Annotated in this window: 17 protein-coding genes; 10 read left to right on the top strand and 7 right to left on the bottom strand. The window is 44.4% G+C overall.

Annotation, left to right across the window (positions count from 1 at the left end; all coding sequences use genetic code 11):
• Positions 1–50: 50 nt before the first annotated feature.
• From gmd to ACT7WV_RS13015, 5 genes are all read right to left on the bottom strand, one after another.
• A complete protein-coding gene (gmd, locus tag ACT7WV_RS13035) occupies positions 51–1,130 on the bottom strand; it encodes a GDP-mannose 4,6-dehydratase (RefSeq protein WP_445103304.1) in 1,080 nt (359 codons plus the stop codon).
• A gap of 509 nt (positions 1,131–1,639) precedes the next feature.
• Positions 1,640–2,371 carry an undecaprenyl-phosphate galactose phosphotransferase family protein gene (locus ACT7WV_RS13030; RefSeq protein ID WP_445103303.1) on the bottom strand — a complete coding sequence of 244 codons (732 nt, stop codon included), beginning with the start codon at positions 2,369–2,371 and terminating at the stop codon, positions 1,640–1,642.
• A gap of 54 nt (positions 2,372–2,425) precedes the next feature.
• Entirely contained in the window at positions 2,426–3,634 is a 1,209-nt protein-coding gene (locus ACT7WV_RS13025) for a glycosyltransferase (RefSeq protein ID WP_445103302.1), read from the bottom strand.
• Positions 3,635–3,699: 65 nt separating this feature from the next.
• On the bottom strand, positions 3,700–4,152 hold the full coding sequence (locus tag ACT7WV_RS13020; protein WP_445103301.1) for a hypothetical protein: 453 nt from the start codon (positions 4,150–4,152) through the stop codon (positions 3,700–3,702).
• A 114-nt stretch (positions 4,153–4,266) separates the two neighbouring features.
• On the bottom strand, positions 4,267–4,551 hold the full coding sequence (locus ACT7WV_RS13015; RefSeq protein ID WP_463424255.1) for a hypothetical protein: 285 nt from the start codon (positions 4,549–4,551) through the stop codon (positions 4,267–4,269).
• An 840-nt stretch (positions 4,552–5,391) separates the two neighbouring features.
• Between ACT7WV_RS13015 and ACT7WV_RS13010 the strand changes: the two genes are divergently transcribed.
• The gene (locus tag ACT7WV_RS13010) at positions 5,392–6,081 is read left to right on the top strand and encodes a hypothetical protein (RefSeq protein ID WP_445103299.1); all 690 of its coding nucleotides are present in this window, start codon (positions 5,392–5,394) and stop codon (positions 6,079–6,081) included.
• A gap of 228 nt (positions 6,082–6,309) precedes the next feature.
• Here the strand turns inward: ACT7WV_RS13010 and ACT7WV_RS13005 are convergent, their stop codons facing one another.
• Positions 6,310–6,969 (bottom strand): alternative oxidase, encoded by a 660-nt coding sequence (locus tag ACT7WV_RS13005; RefSeq protein ID WP_445103298.1) that lies wholly within the window; start codon positions 6,967–6,969, stop codon positions 6,310–6,312.
• A gap of 688 nt (positions 6,970–7,657) precedes the next feature.
• On the opposite strand from ACT7WV_RS13005, the gene ACT7WV_RS13000 reads away from it, so the two are divergent.
• The 3 genes from ACT7WV_RS13000 (at position 7,658) to ACT7WV_RS12990 (ending at position 11,159) form a co-directional block, all read left to right on the top strand.
• Positions 7,658–9,403, top strand: a complete 1,746-nt coding sequence (locus ACT7WV_RS13000; RefSeq protein WP_445103297.1) for an ABC transporter ATP-binding protein — start codon at positions 7,658–7,660, stop codon at positions 9,401–9,403.
• A 144-nt stretch (positions 9,404–9,547) separates the two neighbouring features.
• The gene (locus ACT7WV_RS12995) at positions 9,548–10,174 is read left to right on the top strand and encodes a fasciclin domain-containing protein (RefSeq protein WP_445103296.1); all 627 of its coding nucleotides are present in this window, start codon (positions 9,548–9,550) and stop codon (positions 10,172–10,174) included.
• A 238-nt stretch (positions 10,175–10,412) separates the two neighbouring features.
• Positions 10,413–11,159 carry a superoxide dismutase gene (locus tag ACT7WV_RS12990; RefSeq protein ID WP_445103295.1) on the top strand — a complete coding sequence of 249 codons (747 nt, stop codon included), beginning with the start codon at positions 10,413–10,415 and terminating at the stop codon, positions 11,157–11,159.
• A 95-nt stretch (positions 11,160–11,254) separates the two neighbouring features.
• Here ACT7WV_RS12990 and murD read toward each other — a convergent pair whose 3' ends face one another.
• The gene (murD, locus tag ACT7WV_RS12985) at positions 11,255–12,646 is read right to left on the bottom strand and encodes a UDP-N-acetylmuramoyl-L-alanine--D-glutamate ligase (protein WP_445103294.1); all 1,392 of its coding nucleotides are present in this window, start codon (positions 12,644–12,646) and stop codon (positions 11,255–11,257) included.
• A gap of 446 nt (positions 12,647–13,092) precedes the next feature.
• Between murD and ACT7WV_RS12980 the strand changes: the two genes are divergently transcribed.
• The 6 genes from ACT7WV_RS12980 (at position 13,093) to ACT7WV_RS12955 (ending at position 22,932) form a co-directional block, all read left to right on the top strand.
• Entirely contained in the window at positions 13,093–15,585 is a 2,493-nt protein-coding gene (locus ACT7WV_RS12980) for a WD40 repeat domain-containing protein (protein ID WP_445103293.1), read from the top strand.
• A gap of 252 nt (positions 15,586–15,837) precedes the next feature.
• Entirely contained in the window at positions 15,838–17,067 is a 1,230-nt protein-coding gene (locus ACT7WV_RS12975) for an HMA2 domain-containing protein (RefSeq protein ID WP_445103292.1), read from the top strand.
• A 34-nt stretch (positions 17,068–17,101) separates the two neighbouring features.
• The gene (locus tag ACT7WV_RS12970) at positions 17,102–19,360 is read left to right on the top strand and encodes a heavy metal translocating P-type ATPase (protein ID WP_445103291.1); all 2,259 of its coding nucleotides are present in this window, start codon (positions 17,102–17,104) and stop codon (positions 19,358–19,360) included.
• A 92-nt stretch (positions 19,361–19,452) separates the two neighbouring features.
• The gene (locus tag ACT7WV_RS12965; RefSeq protein ID WP_445103290.1) at positions 19,453–19,752 is read left to right on the top strand and encodes a DUF5132 domain-containing protein; all 300 of its coding nucleotides are present in this window, start codon (positions 19,453–19,455) and stop codon (positions 19,750–19,752) included.
• A gap of 386 nt (positions 19,753–20,138) precedes the next feature.
• Positions 20,139–22,610, top strand: a complete 2,472-nt coding sequence (locus tag ACT7WV_RS12960; protein ID WP_445103289.1) for a heavy metal translocating P-type ATPase — start codon at positions 20,139–20,141, stop codon at positions 22,608–22,610.
• Between the two features lie 40 nt (positions 22,611–22,650).
• On the top strand, positions 22,651–22,932 hold the full coding sequence (locus tag ACT7WV_RS12955) for a DUF5132 domain-containing protein (protein ID WP_445103288.1): 282 nt from the start codon (positions 22,651–22,653) through the stop codon (positions 22,930–22,932).
• Positions 22,933–22,942 lie beyond the last annotated feature (10 nt).

Genomic DNA, 22,942 nt, shown 5'->3' with positions numbered 1-22,942 from the left:
TTAAGTATTGTGTCATTTGAATCGCTAGCTAATCACTAACTGCCCTAGTTTCAATCAACCATACTGCCGACGCCCTGACGAATATAGGCATCATCTTTGAGGTGTGCCGTTGTTTCACTATGGGGAGAGTCTATACCCATTGCCCGCAGATCTGAATCTACCATTAAATTCACTAATTGCTCGAAAGTCACAGAAGGTTCCCAACCCAGTTTCTGTTTTGCCTTTGTGGGGTCGCCGATTAGTAACTCGACTTCAGCTGGGCGTAGATAGCGGGGATCAAACTCAACATAATCATGCCAATCTAAATTGACGTATTTAAAAGCAATATCTAAAAATTTTCTAATGGAGTGGGTTTCACCAGTAGCAACCACAAAATCATCTGCTTCTTCTTGCTGTAGCATGAGCCACATTGCCCTTACGTAGTCCTTGGCATAGCCCCAGTCTCGCTTAGAGTCGAGATTGCCCAAATAAAGTTGTTTTTGTTGACCAGCAACAATGCGGGCGATCGCTCTGGTAATTTTGCGAGTTACAAAGGTTTCGCCCCGACGTGGCGATTCGTGGTTGAATAATATGCCATTACAAGCAAACATCCCGTAGGATTCACGATAATTTATGGTTTGCCAATGGGCATAGACTTTAGCACAAGCATAAGGTGAGCGTGGATAAAACGGCGTTGTTTCTTTTTGAGGTACTTCCTGCACTTTACCAAACATCTCAGAAGAACCCGCTTGATAGTAACGTACATTAATGCCGGTACGATGGCGATAGTCTCTGATTGCTTCTAACAGGCGCAGTGTACCCATTGCCACGGAGTCAACGGTATACTCCGGTGAGTCAAAACTTACCCGTACGTGGGATTGAGCACCCAAGTTGTAAATTTCGATCGGTTTTACTTCTTCGAGGATACGGCGCAAAGTCACTCCATCGGTCAAGTCGCCGTAGTGCAAGAAAAATCTTGCTCCTTCAATGTGAGGATCCACGTAGATATGATCGATGCGATCAGTATTAAAGGTAGAAGTCCGACGGATAATACCGTGAACTTCATAGCCTTTTTCCAGTAGCAACTCACTCAAATATGAGCCGTCTTGACCTGTAATACCAGTGATTAGCGCTCGCTTGCATTGCGTCATATGTTAAACATTCCTGTGACTAATGTTGTTGTTGATGGCAGATGCAGCTTGCTGATTTAAGTAAACTTTCCACAATTTTTTGTGGGAGCGGTTGGTTAATCACTCCCTAAGCTAGCTTAAAATTTTGCTAATGGCTCTAGACATTAATCAAAAATTTTCCTGATAGCTTGAGTAGCCCCTGAGAATGGCTTTTGAGGCTAGACAGTGGCTTTTGACCCTTTGCTAGTTACCTCTGTTATTGAGAAACAGGAGGTTACACACTCAAGGATGATAGCAATCAGGATTAACACAGAGCCTTCAAAATACCCGGTCATCTCCCAACTAGGCAACGAAAAAAAGACACAAAAATTTAGGAGTCAGATTTTAATCTGACTCCTATCTAGTTTTGCAAAGTTTCATTATTGGTAAATGGGTGTATCTTATCTTTCATTGATATAAGACCACAGAAAGACGGACTTGATACACCACTAGTTAATCAATTTTCTCAAGGCTAGTTCATAGTTCGCCCTTCAGTAAGCACCATTATTTTTGGGAAAGCTAATTACACCAATTGTTTTCACAATTAACCATAAATCCAACCAAAAGTTGCGAAATTTAACGTAGTAGACGTCAATCTGCACACGATGATTGTAGGGAATATTATTGCGTCCAGATACTTGCCACAATCCAGTAATTCCAGGACGAATTGTGAGAACTTTGTCCATGTGAGGCCCATATCTGGGTAATTCCTCTGGAACTAAAGGTCTTGGTCCGACGACGCTCATATCTCCCTTTAAAACATTCCAAAATTGAGGAAACTCATCAAGGCTAGTAAGCCGCAAAAATTTCCCGATTGTTGTAATCCGAGGGTCTTGCTTCAGCTTGAAATTATCCTCAAATTCCTCTCGCATATCAGGTGATGTTGCCATGATATCTAGCAATATTTCATCTGCTCCTTCCACCATTGTTCTGAATTTAATGCAACCGAAAGACTTGTAATCTTTACCCACACGTTTTTGGACATAAAAAATTGGTCCAGGAGAACTGACTGCAATCAGAATTGCTAATATTAGGTAGACCGGAAAAAACAAAATCAGAACTGATGTAGAAAACAGAACATCAAACACCCGTTTGGCAAAAACTCCGTCTAGGCGATGTCGAGGCAAACCTTTGTGGCTGCTTAGCGAAGTGAGTGTACCAAAACCCCGCTTCACAAACGCTTGCAACATCTTGACGGAGATAAGTTGGCTTTCGGCAGTCATCTTACTCCTTTAATTCACACCACACGTCATGATCATAAAGCCACGGGACGCTTGCTAGAGAGTATAGGACTCTGGAAAATAAAATTTGCTAGAAGAGAATCCAGTTTGGTGATGCTGATAGGAGCGTTCCAAAAAAGTCAAGTAGCGCTCTGCAAATATTTTTGGGGCAAATCCAGCAGCGTTTAATCGGCTCCTTTGGGGACTAAATGCTGCTTGTGATGCCTCAAAAAATTTCACCGCTTCAATTAAAGCCGCCGGAGTTTGGCTGGAGAAAAATATACCAGTAGCACCCTCTGGATGTTCTCGAATATCTATAACTGTTTCTCGAGCTCCACCAGCACCATAGGCAATTACTGGTGCACCACAGGCTTGCGCTTCTACCAAGGCAATGCCAAAATCTTCACAGGCAGCATAAACAAAGGCTTTTGCTTGTGCCATGTACTGCTCAACTACAGCATCAGGCTGAAATCCTAGTACTTTTACATTAGATTTAGCAAGTTGACGAATCTGTGGTAACTCTGGTCCGTCTCCAATGACTACTAGTGGGTATCCTAGCTGATTGAAGGCTGCCACAATTACAGAGACTTGCTTGTAACTTACTAAACGGGAAACCGTAAGATAAAAATCTTCTTTTTGAGTAAGTAAGTGAAAGCGCTCAATGTTGACTGGTGGGTAAATTACTTCAGCCGGACGGCGGTAGCAGCGCCAGATGCGGCGAGCAGTGTACTGGGAATTAGCAATAAAGAAATCTACCCGATTTGCTGAGATTACATCCCACTGACGCAAACGATGCAGCAGATAGCGAGTGATTAAGCCTTGAGGGCCCTGTCCCATGGGGCTACTGTGTAAATAATCAAAAGTCAAGTCCCAGGCGTAGCGCATGGGTGTATGGCAGTAGCAGATGTGTAGCTGTTGGGGATTGGTTAAGACTCCTTTGGCAACAGCATGGGAAGAAGAAACAATGACATCGTACTCGCGTAAGTCTAGCTGTTCAATAGCTAGGGGGAGTAGCGGTAGATATTTTTGAACACCTCTGTGAGCAAAGGGTAAGTTTTGTAGGAAAGTTGTGCCAATTTTTCGACCGAACAGATAACTCTGGGGATTGGTAGATTCAAAATCAATTAAGGCATAAAGATCAGCATCAATGTATTTCAAAATTTCTTGAACTACTAGTTCTGATCCGCCCGTTGCTTTGGGTGTTAACCATTCATGAACCAAGACAATCTTGCCAGGGCAGGGGTTCCGGGCTTGATACTCACTCACTATATAAAGTCGATAAGATGAATCTTGGACTAGGTAATGTTCGCTGAGATCCCTTAACCAGCTCTTTACTCTGCATCAGTAGCACCTGAGCAGTAAGTATTAATTTCTTCAACTAATTGCCTTTCTGGGTTAGTGGCTTGTTGCAAATTACTCAAAGCAGCTTCCGCTGCTGGACGATCTTCTCTCCGAAATGCTTCTACAAAGTCGCGGGTAGCTTTACTGGTATCGCGATACATATTGGTGAAACCAGTTTGATAGTCTTGGAGTTTTTCATCCCTGACTTCTATGGTAGTCATTTGTTGAGAGGCTTTGTCCATAGCTTCGGCGGCTTGCAACATTGCCTGGGGATCGCTAGTTTGACCACCTTTAGTGACGGATTTTGCTTCACTGACTGCCTTGTTAGCAACCTGAATAATTTTGTTGCATTGGGAAATTTTGCTTTCACCGCAGCCAGCACTCAGTAAACTGAGCGCTACAGTCACTTTCAGCAGGAAGAAGTACCGCGTCGGAAAATGCATCAATGCTCTCCTCATGATTTGTGGGCACTTTCGTTGTCGTAGCATATTTTTCCTTGGCTTGGAAGTCAACCAGGAATGCCAGGAATCTCAAACTACTCTCTCAAAGAGTAGACTTTACTCCTGGGTGGCTTCGATGGCAGCGGCAAGACGCTGTAGCGTTTGATTTAGTTGCCCTAGCTGCTCGATTGAATGACTTTGAGTTTCTGCTAGGGTTTGCACCGCATCACTTAAGGCAAATAGCTGGTATCCCTGTTGTTGGACTTGTTGTCCTTGGTGTTGAACTTGAATCACAAGGTGATCTACTCGGTCAGCAAGACGGTCAATTGTCTCGGTAGTTGCAAGTACTGCATCTCCGATTTGTCCAACAATTGACTCCAAGCGACTGATTCGGGCCTCCATGCCAAGATGCCCTTTGTTTACGGGAGTCGGGTTGTCTTGAGCATTTTCAGTCTGGACGTGTCTATTCACCGGCAATGTTTTCAATCTAATCTAAAAGCAAAAAACAGTAAAAAGCTCTACTTCCCTATCTTGATCTTCCTCGGTTGCCCCTACTCGACAAAGATCCTTCCCTGTCCTTTTCCTGGTCACCGAGTAATTTTACCGAGATCTAAGGATTAAGAACATCAGCCATATCTTTTGTTAACCTTGGCTTAACTGCCAACAGCAATTTGAGAATTGCCACTGTCACTGTGATGATAAGCTACACCCGCGTCCTTGCCTAGAAACCATGAATCTAGTCCTTTCGCTATGAAGCCCATAACCTAGTTTGATAGCCTGAGCAGTCACTGTGGGCGTCTCATAAGTCATTGGCTTAGTAAGCCTACTAGGTGTAGCATGATTTGTTGGTAAGGCATTTTTCCTCGGCACAGTTTGGTACTTAAGCACCAAGCAAAATAAAGTGCCATGAAGCCTTGCAGACTAGCCTTTGACGGGAGACGATTATAGCATAGTCAATAAGTAAAATTAGCAGCGGTACTTCTTGGCGATCAATCTCAGCCAAGGACTCCATGCTCTTGTAGTCCTTAAAAATACTACAAACTCGATTTCTCAACAACATTTATTGCCACCAACGACGGTTATAATGCCCCTGTTAAGGTGAGGTCAATCGTCGTTCGGGTAATTAAGGCGTTCCTGAAACGAGAGTCTCATCAGTTGTTAGTTGTTAGTTGTTATTTTGAGTGGTCGTACTAACAATTAACAACCAACAAATAGCGACCAACTACTCACAATTTCTTAACAATGTTCCTACTACTTACCCAGGTACTTCTGTGGCTGCTGATCACATTCATTCTCTACAATGTGCTTCTCAGATTAGTCCCCAAAGCTTACTTTACTCTGCTTGGGGGCGTGTTTTTGTTTGCGGTCATTGTACTAGCGTTTTTCTTCCCCAATGACCCAGTAGTGTCAGCAGCATGGAGAGTTCTGTCGTTTCCCCTTAAACCACTGGGATTCAGCCTCTTGCTCTTAGCCATTGCTCTACGCATGGGGCTAAAGGACTCAAAGAATCTTGTTATGTCAGCACTCGTGATTCTACTAGTCTTTAGCACACCACTCGTAGCTAGCCTGATGGCTCAAGGAACCGCAAATGTGGCTAATAGCGAGCCACAACGCCAAGAGACCATCCAGTCAGCTACCAATTTCGCTGCTGCTCCAATATCAACTTCGAGAGCTGATACGATAGTTACTCAGGCAAGCCTCAATGGTGTTTCTCGCCCTACTAGTTCACTTAAGCTAGCTCAATTTGGACCTGAATTTACACAAAGAATACCTATTAGGGTTGAATCCTTTATTCCGAGTGTCGATGCGCTAGTTGTAAGCACCCAGATTTGGGAAAATTTTCTAGCTTCTGTTTACTACTTATTACGTGGCTTGGAAACACCACCTGCGGGCGCACCGCCAGTGGCACCCCCAGCTGCGCCGCCAATCTAGTAAGTTGCTTCTCCTACCGCCCTTACTTCTACAAACTAAGTAATTGAAAAGAACAACTGGGCGGGGCTACTTTCTTGATAAGTTTTAATATTTAATCCAGTACACCCTATTGCCGTAAGCGCAGTAGGGTGTATTTGTATAATCAGAATCTATTGGTTATTGATTAGAGGTCAGTAATCTTTACTCTCGACGCTAAAGATATAGTTATTTAGATTCACCTCTGATATATTAGGCTGGTTCTTTGTTAGGGGTTTTTGCCGCCTGGAAATTCAAGTCTGTATCGGTTTCTTGACAAGCAGTCATCGTTTTGACATGCTCAAGTTCGTCATCCCTAATAGCGACAAAAACGTCATAGAGATTTTCAATGGTTGGGCGTCTTGGCTCTACTTTGTGAGTTGTTTGAAAGGCATCAAACATATATAGTTCACCTTCACCGTAGTACTTGAGAGCAACTTCCGGCGCAGGCAGAGTTTTTAGTTCTTCGCCATGCTTTCTCAAAAATTTGTCGTAGGTTGTGTAGGCATGGGATTCCACTTCTTCCATAAATTGGTAAGCTGCTTTCGGTGCAACAGCATAGACAAATACCAAAATCCAGTAGTACAAAGTCGCACAGAAGTGGGCTAAGAAACGGTCAACCCAATAGCTATTGCCTCCCATTGATTCCATAATCAACAAGTGGTGCATTTCATTCCAAGATTCAGCAAAGTGAACCTTCAGCCAATTGCATTTACGCCACAGTCCAACTGTTTCGTAAAAGTGCAGTACTGAAGTATAGGCAAAATAAGGAACACGAGCAACTGTTTCCAGTACATAAAAGCGTGGATATGTACGGTCTTTGTAAAGGTTGTCTAAGACAAAGACTAAAAGGTTTACGAGAAGTTTAATCATTTCCTGTCCTTGTAGTTAAATACCATAATCAGGCAGTATTAACTCAGTAAATTTGAGTTAATAACCTGGTCAACTTCTTCAGATGAACCGCAGTCCTCTTGCCAGCGAATTGAGATTAAGTCCTCAACGACATCACTAGTGATTCTTACACAAACTTAAATATTCATCCTGATAAAGTTGTTACATTTTAGAGATTTTTTTGTAGCTGACATAACTAAGTTTATTGAAGTTTTTGTTAGCTACTTATCTTCTATTTACAGTTGGCAATATCTTGTGGAAGCTTGCGGAAAACTTGGTTTTTCTTTAAGAAATAAACATATCAAGTTAATCAATAATCTATTTGATAACGAAAACATAAATATAGTAAATAACTGCATTCAAATTTACAAAAAAACAGGAAACATCAAAACAAACTTTGATATTTGCCCAAAGACAAGTTTTTGCCAGAATCAAAGAAACTGTTGCTCCTAGGTAACACTAGATACTTTTGTTAAATTAATTGGGGGGTTAAATCCTCATTTGCCAGCACCAATTTTCCATTTCTTCCCTTGGTTCTGGGCATGCTTTAAAGAAACGAAGCTTTCAGAACTGCGAAGAGGGTAAAAATTTACCAACAAAGTACTATAAAAGTAGTACTTTCGGCGTTTTCCTTAAAATCAAAAAAATCGAAAATTGTTAAATTTGTAACATGGCTTACTTGCGTTTCCGAAAACTGCTGGCTTACTTGCGCCCCCACTGGCGACAGGCATCTCTGGGGATCCTGGCACTACTGATTGTCAATGGAATTGGTGCCTACATTCCCTTGTTAATCAGGGATAGTATTGAAGAATTGCGTACAGCCTTTCGGTTTGAGCAAATCTGGCACTTCGTATTACTGATTTTGCTCCTGGCTTCTTTGATGTGGGTGATTAGGATGGCATCACGCCTTCTAATTTTTGGAGTAGGGCGTCAGGTAGAGTTTGACCTCAAGCAAAAGATTTTTCAGCATCTGCTGAGAATGGAACCGTCTTATTTCTCCACCAGCACTGCTGGAGACTTAATTAACCGAGCCACCAGCGATGTTGATAATGTCAGGCGTCTGTTGGGGTTTGCGGTTTTAAGTCTGGCAAATATAGTATTTGCCTATGGTTTGACGCTGCCTGTAATGATGTCGCTTAGCTTACAGCTAACTCTCATGACATTGGCGGTGTATCCACTAATGTTGATTACTGTCGTTTTATTTAGTGACAAGCTGCGCAATCAGCAAAAAGTAGTCCAGGAAGAACTCTCTAACCTGAGTGAGCTAATTCAGGAAGATATGAGCGGTATCTACCTAATTAAAATTTACGCTCAGGAGGAAAACGAGCGTCGAGCCTTCCGAAACCTCAATCAGCAGCTCTTAAAAGCTAATCTCAATTTGGCAAGAACGCGCAATTTGCTCTTTCCCCTGATTGAAGCTCTTGCCTCCATCAGCTTACTAATATTGCTATCCACTGGTCCAGGCTCAATCGCCTCTGGTGAAATTGATATTGGTGATTTTGTCGCGCTGATTCTCTATGCAGAACGCCTAGTTTTCCCTACCGCGCTTCTAGGTTTTACGATTACTGCCTACCAGCAGGGTGAAGTTAGTATTGACCGCATCGAGTCGATTCTCTTGGCTAAACCCCGCATTCAAGATAGCCCAGATGTCATTAGTCTACCGCAGCCGGTTAAGGGTCAGCTCAAGGCAGTGAACCTGAGCTATACTTTCCCGGGAGCTAAAGCTCCCGCATTAAAAAACCTTAACTTTACGATTAACGCTGGTGAAAGAGTCGCGATTGTCGGAGCAATTGGTTCTGGGAAATCTACTCTTGCCAATGCACTCCCCCGCTTACTAGACATTGACACCAATCAACTGTTTCTCGATGGGTATGACATAACCAAGCTAGGCCTCCAAGCCTTGCGGGAAGTAATCGCTTACGTTCCTCAAGATAGCTTCTTGTTCAGCGCTACTATTAAGAACAACATTTGCTATGGTGACCCCATGAGCGAACAGCCAGAAGTTGAACAAGCCGCTAAACAAGCGCAAATCCATCAAGAAATTCTTAATTTCCCCCAACAGTATGAAACAATTGTAGGAGAAAGAGGAATTACTCTTTCCGGCGGTCAGCGACAGCGTATGTCTCTGGCAAGGGCACTACTAGTTGATGCTCCCGTGCTGATTCTCGATGACGCCCTCTCTAGCGTTGATAATCAAACAGCCACTCAAATTCTGGCAAATCTTTCAGAAGGAACTGAGCGCAAAACCGTAATTTTCATCTCTCACCAACTTTCCGCTGCTGCTACGGCTGACAGAATATTTGTGATGGAGGCTGGTCAGATTGTTCAGCAGGGTACTCATGCTCAACTAATGGAAAGTCCCGGTGTTTATCAGTCTCTTTGGATGCAGCATCAGCTAGAGGAAGTTCTGAATTAGGTTTTTTCCTTATTGCCACTACCACTAAGTCCAACTTTATGTATCGGCAAGTTGGTCACAAGGCTTAGTGTCACAGTCACCCCCCACAAAAGTTGACAGTCTTTAAATAATGCTTACGTTCTGTTCAGACAAAAAAGCGGAAAAATGTTCAGTTTTTTACAAAATCATTTCAATTCTCTGAAGCCAGTGGCTGTTGTCCTAGGTCTTGCTGCTGTCAATATCGTGGTAAGCTTGCCAGCCTCCGCTGAACTCAAGCCTGAGTCCAGCACAACTATGCCCGCCAATACCGAGACTCAAATGGTAGAGTCCGAATCCAATCCCATGGCGGAACCGGAATCGCCAGAGTCGATGAGCGAATCTGGGCCAGATATAGTTGCAGTGGCGCTAAATAATGGTTCCTTTACGATTTTGACAGAGCTTTTAGAAACTGCCGGCTTAGTAGAAACTCTTCAAGGAGAAGGTCCTTTCACCGTTTTTGCTCCCACAGACGAAGCATTCGCCGCCTTACCAGAGGGCACTCTAGAAGAACTGATGAAGGAGGAAAATAAGGACGCACTAGTGGAAATTTTAACCTACCATGTTGTCCCCGGTAGCGTGATGTCAACTGACTTAGTAGAAGGCGAAGTTGATACCGTTGAAGGCAATCCTGTGATGATTAAGCTGGGAGATGCAGTAATGGTGAATGACGCTACAGTGGTCACTCCTGATGTTGAAGCTAGCAACGGCGTGATTCACGTCATCGACAAAGTGATCCTACCACCTATTAACTAAGTCACTGGTTCACTTGTCAAAGGCTTAATCAATAATTGAGCTGATTGTAAATTGCGTCCCTAACCGACTCAGAGACGGCGTTCTCTGAGTCGGTTGCTTTAGTTTGGAACCCATGCAATGCTCAAGAAAGTCTCCCTAAATGAGCATTTTCTCTCTCTAGAGCGAAATTAGGAAAGCGCCACTTCAATGTATAATTGGGCGCGAAGGGTCTGGTTGATGTCCATATTTAATATGGTTTATGTCTCTTAATCGTCGTAATTTCCTGATTTTACTGGGTGCCGCTACAGGAACAATGGCTTTGGGAGCTTTTCCGGCTGCTGGTGAGCCTCTTGTGGAAAATCCTTCAGGGGATCAGCCCTTAGTAAACGAGGATACTTTTCAACTGCCACCTCTGCCTTATGATTACAGCGCTCTCGAACCCTACATAGATGCGGAGACAATGCGCTTCCATCATGACAAACACCATGCGGCTTATATTAAAAATCTCAATGCAGCGGTAAATAAATACCCGAAACTGAAAAGCATGAGTGCAGAAGACTTGCTGCGTAATCTCCATCGGGTGCCGCAAGATATTCGTACAACGATTCGCAATAATGGCGGCGGCTACGTGAACCACAAGATGTTCTGGGAGACTATGGATCCTGATGGTGGTGGGGAACCAACGGGCAGTATTGCCACCGCCATTAATGAAACTTTTGGCAGTTTTGAGGCCTTCCAAGAGCTATTCAACGAAGCTGGTAGTAAACTTTTTGGTAGTGGCTGGGCATGGCTGGTACTTGACCCAAAGGGTAAGCTTCAAGTGACAAATAGCCAGAATCAGGACAGTCCTTTGATTAAAGGGATGTATCCCATCATGGGTAACGATGTTTGGGAACACGCATACTATTTGAAATACCGCAATGATCGCCGAGAGTACCTCAAGCAGTGGTGGAATGTTGTCAACTGGGAAGAAGTAAACAGACGTTTTGAGCAGGCGAAAGCTTAACCATTAAGTGGATAAGTGTGCTTTGAACTCAGAACTCAACTTTTCTGCTGTTGTCTATTGCCTATTCCCTATCCCGACATGATGGCAAATCTTTGCTATTGCAGCAATTCTAGGCAAAGTTGACGGAAATGATCACCGCGATGCTCAAAGCTTTGGTATTGATCAAAGCTAGCACAGGCAGGTGAGAGCAAAACGACACTAGCATGGTACTGCTTTGCTAGCTGGGTTGCTCTAGGAACAGCTTCCTCCAGAGTTTCTACAATTTCAGAGGTATCATAGCTAACTTGCTGGAGGCGTTGAGCAAAAACTGGTGCTGCTTCCCCAATGAGAAGAACAGCCGCAGCTTTAGCTTTAATAGTCTTCAGCCAACTGGTATCGTCGCCAGCTTTGGCTTGGCCGCCAGCAATCAAGATTGCTGGCTTTGCCACAGAGTCTAATCCCACTTGTGCTGCGTCGTAGTTAGTAGCTTTACTATCGTTAATGAAATCTATTCCCTGCCAATTGATGATTTTTTCCAGGCGATGGGCAACACCAGGAAAGTTGGCAATAGCTTGGGCGATCGCTTCCTGCTCAATGCCAGCTAAACGCGCTGCTGCCACTGCCATCAGCAAGTTTTGTTGATTATGCTCGCCCACCATCTGCAAAGATGTTACTGGTAGTATTGCCTCTTTCTCTGCAATTACCCAACCGTTTTCAAGATAAATCCAAGGACGAGGGCTTGCTTCCGGGCCTTTAATACTTGTCCAGTAGGCATCCGGCCAGTGTTTTTTACCCATCTGGCGTAGATAAGGATCATCTCCATTAAGAACTTGCAGCTTTGAGCGACGCAGTAAAGATGCCTTGATGTTGTAGTAGTTTTCTAGAGTATGGTGGCGTTCTAGGTGATCTGGAGTAAAGGTTGTCCAAACGCCAATATGGGGTGCCAAATCTCGCGAGGATTCAATTTGATAGCTACTGATTTCTGCAATTAGCCAATCAATGGGGGACGAGGAATTAGTTTGAGGCTGTTTCAGGGCTAGTTCACAGGCAGCATAGCCAATGTTACCGCAGGCAGGAGCTTGGAAACCAGCAGCCTGAAAAATAGCAGCTATTAGAGCAGTAGTAGTGGTTTTACCATTAGTGCCAGTAATACCTACCCAAGGACAGGACTGAATATAGCGCCAAGCTAGTTCCATTTCACCAATCGTATCAATGCCACAATTTCTTGCCTTAATCAAGACAGGCAGATCCCACGGCACACCAGGACTAACCACGATTAGATCGGGTAAATTGGAGGTATCCAGAGTCAGAGAGTGACTTAGCTTAACTATAATTCCTTCAGCAAGAAAGGCTTGTTTTTGCTGTTGCCAACTTTCTGAGGTGCTGCGTGAAGCGATGTTTTCCTCACTAGCCGAATCGCTAAGTGTGACTTGCCAACCTGACTGATTGAGGAGTCTTGCCGCAGCTATTCCGGATCTTCCCAGACCAATTATTTGAACGTTGGGCATAAATAATGATGTAGCAGATATCCCTGGTTTTTGGCTTTTTAGTTTTTGCCTTTTTATAAAACTCAGATAAATGTTCAGACTACGTATTATAGATTGGCAAGAATTTGTTTGTCAATTGCGTCTAACTTCCTAGTCTAGTTCTTTTCGCTATTGGCTACCATTTATGGATTTCGCTATTGTTCAATTTGCTAAGGATCAACAATTTTTATGTTCGTCTTAGGCTTCTAATAGACGGCAATTGGTAGCAGCAAAGATCAAAAATTTTCTCGAATGCTTGTTTTTAAATTTTATGGAAGATTTCTTTAGTAGCCATAGTCATAATTTTTGCATTTTTTAGCACATAAAAATGATTAATTACTATACTAAGTGCATCTTTCTGCTTCAATGTTCTCACCGACCATGGCATGAGAGACAAACAATACAGTTTACTGAACAAGAAAAGTTTTATGGAGCCTTGGCTTAAATTATTAATTCAATATGCCATACCTGTATTCAATAGTCTCGTTGAGCTAAGGAGTAGCAATCAGTTAAGTAAGTTACCTTTCAAGCTAGATGATAAATTGCAAAAAGCGCAGGTGATGCTTGATTACCTGGGAGTTGGCAGTCAAATTATCTTAGCCAAAGATGAGCAAACCTTACCGGAGAAAACGACAAGATCTGGAGAATTAAATGCTAATGAAATTGGAGAATTTGTTGAAAATGTCACTTGTACAATTCAGCAAACAGGTCTAGATTTTCAAACGTGGCGTTTTCAACAGGAGAAAGCTCTACAGCAACAGTTAGTTGTTTATAATCGGGAAACTCTTTTAAAACTGGCAGCCTATCAGCGAGAAACAACATTACAACTACCTGAAGTTCACAAAATTCTGGAAAACTGGCCTTTACGGTTATTTCCTTCCCAACTACTAGAATCCCATGGCGACCGCACGCCCATACCCCTGAGAATTTTTGTTGCTCCCCCCAAGATACAATTTGAGCAATTTGGCGATGCCCTTTCAAGTACGCCAGAAATTGAACTAGGATTAGCTCAAAAACTCCGAGAATTTCTCTCTCGTAATTATCCCTTACAGAGTCAAGTCAGACCTACAGAATTTTTAGGGGGAGCTTGGGAGAGTAAACGTTTTCATAGTGAATCTAGTATTAAGGCTCTATTTAGTATGCTCAGGTCTGAGCCAACTTTGATTCTAGAGTCAGAAATTGATGGTGATTTTTTAAATTTTCGCATGGCTTACTGGGGCTTGGGTCAAGAAACTTATTGCTACGAAACTATTTTTAAGCTGTCTTACAAAGAATTTATTTACGAATCGGCTAAAGCTCGTGCTTTGAAGTGGAAAGTAACGCGCTATAAGCTCTTAGCGTTGGGTAAGAATCTGGAAGAAGTAGAAAGTAAAGGCGGTGATAATGCTGTTAATTTGGCAATTATCGAAGAGACGAAAGAATTACAACGGGCTGGTATAGATATTAGTGATTTGAGTTTTCCTTACAAAATCAGTGATAAGGATTGGGATAACTTCCGTCAATTTTTAGGCACTTGTCACTGTTTAATTGCCGGATGGATAGCAGATATTTACTATCTTATCCACTATGATGTTTCTCCTGTTTTGCCTGAACTGCTGCCCCAGTTGCTCAAAGATGTTTCTAGCCAAAAATTACTACAAGTATTTATCGAAACTACAGTATCAATTTATCAAAATGTCTTTCGTTCTCTGCTTAATGAACGTTCTTATTGGACACCTGAGCTAGCGTTACAATTAGCTCAAAGTTTAACTCATCTACCGGATAAATCTTGGGCGAGAGAACAGATTGACTACTCAACCAAATCCTGGCTACAACAGCGCCAACTACCTTTAAGAGAAGGTGTTAAGGCCTTAGAGGCGATGCAATCAGCTGTAACTACACAAGACCGCGAATATCTCCAAAAACTGAGGGAATGTTTAGCAGATCTACAAGATAAAGTTAGTGTTATTCAAGTACAGCAACTCCTCAACACGGTCGCTTCCCTTAACTGTGAGCCTGCCTTAGCGCATCTTTCTCTTGCCCATACTTTCTCGAAACTATCAGGAAAAGTTGCAGCGCTCGCTATTAGTCCCAACGGGCAAACACTCTTTAGTTGTGGTGAAGACAACGTAATTAAACTCTGGGAACTCTTGACGAATCCTAGCAGTAAAAACTCTCTATTATCTACCCCAACAAAAACTCTAACCGGTCATTCTGGAGGGGTTTTAACAATCACACTCAGTTGTGATGGTAAGCTCTTAGCTAGTAGTGATAAATCTAAGAATAGAAGTTATATTAAAATTTGGGATTTGCCTGCACAAAAGCTACTTTGGACTCTGGTCGGGCATAAAAAGCAGATTTATTCCCTTGCTCTAAGTCCCGATGGGCAAACTCTTGCTAGTGGTAGCCACAAAATCAAACTCTGGAATTTACAAACAGGCAAACCTTTTCGGACTCTTTTTGGACATAAAGAATGGGTTTATTCCCTAGCTATCAGCCCAGATGGACAAACTTTAGTTAGTAGTAGCGAAGACAAAACTGTTAAGCTTTGGCATCTGGAAACCGGAGATTTACTACGCACTTTGAGTGGACACCAAAACGGTGTCAAAAGTATTGCCATCAGTCCCGACGGGCAGACAATTATTAGTGGTAGCGCCGACAAAACCATCAAAATTTGGGATTTTGATAGTGGAAAACTACTGCACACCTTAAAAGACCACTCAGGAGCAGTTTCTGCTGTTGCCATTGCTTCAGATAGTAAGTATCTGATCAGTGGTAGTGAGGACAAAACCATCAAAATTTGGGATTTACTCACAGCAGAAGTACTGCAAACACTCTCAGCTCACACGGCTGGAGTATCTGCGATCGCTATTAGCCGAGATGGACAAACTTTGGTCAGTGGCAGTGAGGATAAGACTATCAAAATTTGGCGCTCTCTTTAAAGTTACTTTTGCTGTTTTCCTAACACTATGGATCCCAATCTGTGGACTCCGCCAGTAATTGCCTAGGATGAGCAAATAGGTAAGGGGGCTAAGGTGCCAAGTAGGGATGAAGCAATTCGTTACGTTTTGATTGACTAAATTAATAATCTGCGCTACAAAGATAATTCCGAAAAAAAACCGTAAACTTTAGTTAGGGTAAGGTTAAATGTTTCTTAACCAAAACCCCGCTATCTACTTGGGTTAGTGCAATAAATGGTTGATTTAGCGGTACCCCGCTCAGAGGGAGGGGTGGAAGTGGTGCATGCTGTAGCTGGTCGCGTAAGACTCCGTGCTTCTGAGAATAGTTCCAGAGACATACTGGAGAACTTAGCAAAACAACTACAGCAGCTTCGTGGTGTACGCCAAATCTGCACCAATGAGACAACCGGCAGTTTGCTGATCAGATTTGACACCAGTAATTTGTCTTTGTCGCAACTGTTTGAAGCAATCCAACGGCAGGGTATATCGGTTGGTGGAGAGTCTTCAAGTGGAGTCAGTGAGCAATTGATCCCCTCAGAAGCCTTTTCTCAGGTCTACGGTAAACTTCATTCGCTGCTCCCCTTATTTGTGGGAATACTGACTACTCGACAGTTAGGAATTCAAGGCTGGCAGAGTCTTCCAGTTTACCTGATGACCACCAGTCTCACCCGCCAGGTCATCAAACAATTTGATCCTGGATTATCCTTAGAGGCAACTAGTGACATATCCCAGGAAAATGCTGCCCGAACCAACAGCATACTAGTAGCAACAGAGGCGGTAACTGACAACCTGGTAAAATCAGTAAAGATTGCCTACAGCCTTGTCCATGCAATTCCTGGACGTCTTCGTTTTCAAATACCCCTTATTGCTCAAGATAGGGACTACGCTCAGCGACTCCAGAAGTTGATCACAGCGGATGCCAGGGTTACAAATTGTCGCTGCAAACCCGCCGCCGAATCTGTAGTTATTATCTACAAAGCTGAGAGTGCCTCAACAGCAGTCATTAGTGCGCATCTGATTACTCTGATTCAGGCTGCCGCTGCAAGAAATGTATCAGAAAGCACAAAAGCTCCTGCGGCGGAAGAAGTATGTTTAAGCACAGTCAAAGAAGTAATTACCAAAACTGAAAAACCCAAGGCAGCCTTACCAAAGCCCACCGCAGACTATCCAGAGGATCAAGATCCTCCAAACAACTCATCTGGGGAGGAACAACCTCCACTACCAGAAAATTCAGAGGTAGATCCAGATCACATCGCTTCTCCAGAAGTCGAAGTAACATCATCCAAGCAGACGACTCTAGACAATGCTCGCCAAGCCATTACCTCATCAGAGGAAAAAATGGAGTTGTCTAAGGTAAAGATTCCTAACCAGACAAACCCTTGGTCTTGTTTTAAACCGGCCGCACTTTGTGCCATGCTGCGCTTTTTGGCTAATCAGCCCCTAAGAAGGTCAGCATCTTTGTAAACAGAAACAATTAAAAAAAATAGGGGGGGTGAAAATGACCAACGTAGCGGTGCATTTCAACGATGTGTCCCGTAGGTCAACCAAAAAACTGAGGGAAAAATCTACAACCTTCACTGGGATAGCTTACCAAGCAGGGAGACTTTCCCAAGTTTCCTGCAGCATTGTCAACGCTACTCCGGGAAGAGTGCGCTTTCGTGTCCCTCGCCTAGTTCATGATCTGGAATACACTCAACGGCTGAAAATGCTGTTGGCAGCAGATAGCCATGTAACTAGCATCCGTTTCAAGAGGGCGGCATCCTCTGTGGTTATTCGTTACCTTCCTGGAACAATGGCAGATGCACTTGTGCATTTCCATTTTGCTCAGCTAATTCAGCAAGCCAGTGAGGTATTGGTGTCAGTTCCCTCAAAGGGAGCATCGACTCAGAAGCCAAGTGCTAGAGATACAGAGCAAGCCAGTTCTTGGGCAGGGCTCAAACTGCCTGCTTTAGTTAGTACCCTTTCTCTGCTGGGCGGACCATTGGGATTATCCATTCCTCCAGCGATTATTGGGGGAAGTATTGCCCTGGCTGCTATGCCTGTAGCACGTCGCGCTCTCAACAGCATTATTAGGCAGCGCCGACTAAATGTCGATTGTCTGGATCTAACTGCCATTTCGCTCATGACTGCTCAGAGCCACTTTATCACCTCGAGCACCATGATCACGATGATCCAACTGGGAGAGGCAATTCGTTCTCGTACTGCCCGTTCCTCTAAGAACCAGACGTTAGATCTACTGAGCTCTTTGGCACAGTTTGTCTGGGTTGAACGGGAAGGTGAAAAACAACAGATTCCCCTGGAGGAAGTGGAACTAGGGGACACAGTTATCGTTTATCCAGGTGAGCAGATTCCGGTAGACGGTCACATCCTCCGGGGTAAAGCCATGATCGACGAGCAGAAACTGACGGGTGAGTCGATGCCAGTGGTACGCACTCAGGGAGAAACCGTCTATGCCTCAACCCTAGTGCGAGACGGACAGCTTTATATCCTGGTCGAACAAACAGGTGCCAATACCCGCGCTGGACGTACACTCCAGTTAATCCAAGACGTCCCTGTTCACGACACCCGTGTGGAAAACTACGCAGCCAAGATTGCTGATCGGGCAGTTATACCAACTCTACTGCTAGGAGGTGCTGTCTTTGCTGCCACTGGTAACATTGCTAGAGCAGCCTCAGTACTGACTCTCGACTTTGCCACTGGTATTCGCGTTTCGGTGCCAACAACAGTAATGGCTGCTCTGAGTGCTGCTGCACGACGCGGCATCCTGATCCGCAGTGGCCGAGCCTTAGAAAAATTGGCCCTAGTCAATGCAGTCGTTTTTGATAAGACGGGTACTCTCACTCAAGGAGATGTTGCCATTATCGGCATTAAGACTCCAGATCCGTCGATTTCGCCACTGTGTGTCCTGAAACTAGCCGCTGCCGCTGAGCAACGAATCACTCATCCAGTAGCCCTAGCGATAATGCGCCATGCAAACTACCATGAATTGATTGTACCCAGCCGGGGTGAGTGGGAGTATCAAGTTGGTCTAGGCATTAGGGCAGAAATAGAAGGGCAGCACGTCTTAGTAGGTAGTGAACGGTTCCTACTCAAAGAAGGGGTTAGTCTAGAGCGGCTTTATCAGAGCCATCCCGACCTGAAAATAACAGGTTACCCTGCAATCTATGTGGCCAGCAATGGCGAAGTTCTAGGCGTGATTCAGTATACTGACCCGCTGCGTCCAGAAAGCCGAGAAGTACTGACAGTACTGAAACAAGAAATCGGTGCAGATATCCATATGTTGACTGGTGACATCCAGCAGCGAGCTCAGACTGTTGCTAGGGAACTAGATATTAAACCGACTCATGTTCACGCCGAAGCTTTTCCAGAACAAAAAGCAGAAATCATTCAGAGATTACACAATGAAGGTAGAACAGTAGCCTTTGTTGGAGATGGTCTTAATGATTCAGCCGCTCTGGCTTATGCAGACGTTTCGGTTTCTTTCCGTGATGGTTCGGAAGTTGCCCGCGAAACGGCTGATGTTGTGCTGATGAATAATGATTTGCGCGGTCTTCTAGAAGCGATCGCTATAGCTCGCAATGCTAAAAAAATCATTCATCAAAATACGAGCATCATTGCTATTCCTAATATTTCTGGATTAGCTATTGCTGCTACTTTTGGTCTTAATCCTATGGCAGCTAACTTGATCAATAATGGTTCGAGTGTGATTGCTGGAGCAAATGGTTTGCGACCAATGCTCAATGCCCATAAAGATTAAAATTGTTCAAGGGTTGGAAACCCTTGAGGGAGTGAAGAAAATTTTCTCCTAGTGCAAGTTTTGTTTATCTGTTTAATTATCGGAGGTGTTTCATGGCATTTAAAGTTGAAGATATTTTTGGTGACTTAGTTAAAGACATGGGAGTTCCCGGTGTAGCCGCAGGTGTCGGCGCTGTGGTACTCGCACCTTTGCTGATTCCTGCTTTTGCCAAAGTAGGAAAACCCGTAGCTAAGGCAGCTATCAAAGGTAGCATGTTCCTCTACGAAAAGGGTAAAGGCGTGATTGAAGAAAGTGGTGAAATCTTTGAAGATCTTGTGGCAGAATCAAAAGCTGAACTGGCTGAGCAACAAACTCAAACAGCAATTGAAACTGTCCAAAATCCTACTGAATAAAGCCAGCTAGATGGGCTGTTGATTAACCTGAGAATTTAGCTAAAAGTTTAGGCAAGATTGCAGAACTAAGCACGCTAATTTTTTGCCTTGTTTTTTTCTTGTCAGCAAGTTCTAACTAGCTTAAAGGGATGGACAAAGTGTTCATCCCTGGGGTTTATTACCGAATAACCGAAAACCAGAGCAACTAAGAATTAGGGTGATTTTTCTGTGATTAAACATCTTCATTGATAAAAATTAACGAAGCAGTTTTGCCTTTAGATAATTAAGTTTTTTATATTCAAATTGCCAATCTTTTTTAGTAGAAAATTGTCAAAGTATCTTAGAATACTAGAAGGGTTTAACGTAATTGTTAACCTCCGCACTACATCATATTGGGGTTCAAGCAAATGATTAGTGTAGTTGCACCTCCCAAGGGAGTAGAAGTAGTCCATTCTGTGGCTGGTCGCGTCAGGCTCCGCACGGCAAACGCCGAAGACAATGTAATCAAAGTCTTAGCGCAACAACTTAGACAAGTTCAGGGTGTGCTAGCAGTCCGCACCAACAAGACAACTGGCAGCTTGCTAATCATCTTTGATCAAGACCAACTATCGCATTCCCAGTTGCTCACAGTACTACAGTATTGTGGAACATCCCGAACCTTCACCAAGCAAAGCCATCGGGCAACCGTCTCTGCCAAAGTAACTTACAGCTTCCTCCAGATGCTTCCTGGAAGAGTGCGTTTTCGGGTTCCCCGGATTGCCTGCGATGCAGAATACGCCCAGCGACTCAAGGCGCTGCTACTAGCAGATGCTCAAATTATTGGTGTTTGCATGAAGCGTGCGGCAGCGTCTGTTACCATCCGCTATATTCCTAGCTCGGCAGAAGACAATATTCCTTCCCTAATAGTTAAGCTAATCCAGCTTGCCGATGATCAGGTCGCGTCAATTCCAGCACAAGCTTTATCTACAGGGGAAGTCACCTCGGAACAAACCAGTCCCTGGTCAGGAATGAAGTTGCCTGCTCTAGCCACTTTACTATCTCTTTTGGGCGGGCCCTTGGGATTCTCTGTTCTTCCTCTACTGGTCAGAGGAGTCATTGCTATTGCCGCCTTGCCAGTGGTACGACGAGCCTGGGAAAGTATTAGTGAGGAACGGCAACTAAATTCTGATTTTCTCGATCTAATGGCAATTGTCATGATCACTGCCCAGGGTCACTTCCTCACTTCCAGTGGCATGATTGCTCTAATTGAGCTGGGAGAGGCGATTCGTGAGCAAACTGCTCGTTCTTCTAGAAGTCGGACATTAGATCTGCTCAGTTCTCTAGGACAGTTCGTCTGGGTCGAACGGAATGGGCAAAAGCAGCAAATTCCCATTGAACAGGTGCAGCCAGAGGATACCATTATCGTCTATCCCGGTGAGCAAATTCCGGTAGACGGTCATATCCTGGGGGGGAGAGCCGTTATTGATGAGCAAAAACTAACGGGTGAGTCGATGCCCGTAGTACGCACGACGGGACAGGCAGTCTATGCTTCGACTTTGGTGCGGGAGGGTCAGCTCTATATCCTAGCAGAACGCATCGGTGCTGCTACTCGTGCTGGGCGTACTATTGAACTCATCCAAGCAGCCCCTGTTCACGATACCCGTATTGAGAACTACGCAGCCAAGATTGCTGACCGAGCAGTTGTACCCACGATACTGCTAGGAGGAGTTGTCTTTGCCATCACCCGCAGTGCGGCTCGCGCCGCCTCAGTACTAACTATCGACTTCGCGACTGGTATTAGGGTTTCTGTACCAACCACGGTTATGGCAGCGATGCTCCAGGCAACGCGCCGTGGTGTCCTGATTCGCAGTGGGCGGGCGATCGAGAAACTGGCCCAGGTTGACGCGATTGTTTTCGATAAAACCGGAACTCTGACTCAAGGAAATGTTTCTATTGTCAGTCTCAAAACAGCAGAACCGTCAATTCCTCAATTGCGCTTACTAGAACTAGCGGCGGCGGCCGAGCAACGGATCACTCATCCTGTCGCTGAGGCGGTGACGCGCTACGCCCTGTCACAAGAGGTGCAAATCCTGCCACGTGGAGAGTGGGATTATCAAGTAGGTCTTGGTATCCGGGCGCAGATTGATGGCCAGAGTGTCTTGGTAGGAAGCGATCGCTTCCTACGTCAGGAAGGGATTAGCCTAGAGAGCTTCTTAGAGAATCATCCTGAACTCAAGACGTTAGAATATCCGACAATCTACGTCGCTAGCAACGGCGAACTCCAAGGTGCACTTCAGTACACAGACCCCTTGCGCCCAGAGAGTCGCGCCGTAATTACCACACTACGGAAAGCCCTCGGCGCTCAAATTCATCTGCTCACGGGAGACAACCAACAACGGGCAAACACTGTGGCCAGAGAACTTGGCATTGAACCTACCCAAATTCACGCCGAAGCTTTTCCTGAAGACAAAGCCGAGATAGTTCAGAGGTTACATAATCAAGGTAGAACCGTGGCATTCGTCGGAGATGGTCTTAACGATTCAGCGGCTTTGGCTTACGCAGATGTTTCGATTTCTTTCCGAGACGGTTCAGAGATTGCCCGCGAGACCGCTGATGTTGTGCTGATGAATAACAATCTGTGCGGTTTGGTGGAAGCGATCGCCATTGCCCGAGATGCTAAACGTATCATTGATCAGAATACGGGAGTCGTTGCTGTCCCTAATCTGTCAGGCTTAATACTCGCCGCAACAGTTGGTCTCAACCCTATGGCAGCAACCTTGATCAATAACGGTTCCAGTGTGGTGGCGGGGGTTAATGGCTTGCGACCAATGCTTAAAGGTAGAAGTACCATGGATGAATTTGCTGGCGCAGATTTCTGCCAATTAGCCTGCCTAGGATAAGTAAAAGTTTTGTTGTTTTGTTGAATATTGGAGGTGTATCATGAGCCTGGATCTGGGAGATTTCGTTGAAGAATTGGGGGTTCCTGGTCTATTTATAGGCGTCGGTGCGGTAATTTTGGCACCGATTTTCGGGCCAACACTGGCAAAGGTGGGCAAACCTCTGGCCAAAAGCGCAATGAAGGCTGGAATTATCGCCTATGGCAAGAGCAAGGTTATTTTTGCTGAGGCCGGTGAAGCCTTTCAAGAACTCTTGGCAGAAAGCAAAGCCGAATTAGCTGGGGATGAGATTAACAAAGCTATCGAAGGCTCTCAAGCCCCATAAAAGACTACTT

The organism is Symploca atlantica LB2515 (assembly GCF_052546295.1).
Note: the sequence above shows the minus strand (reverse complement) of the source record. Positions and strands in the feature narration are given on the sequence as shown.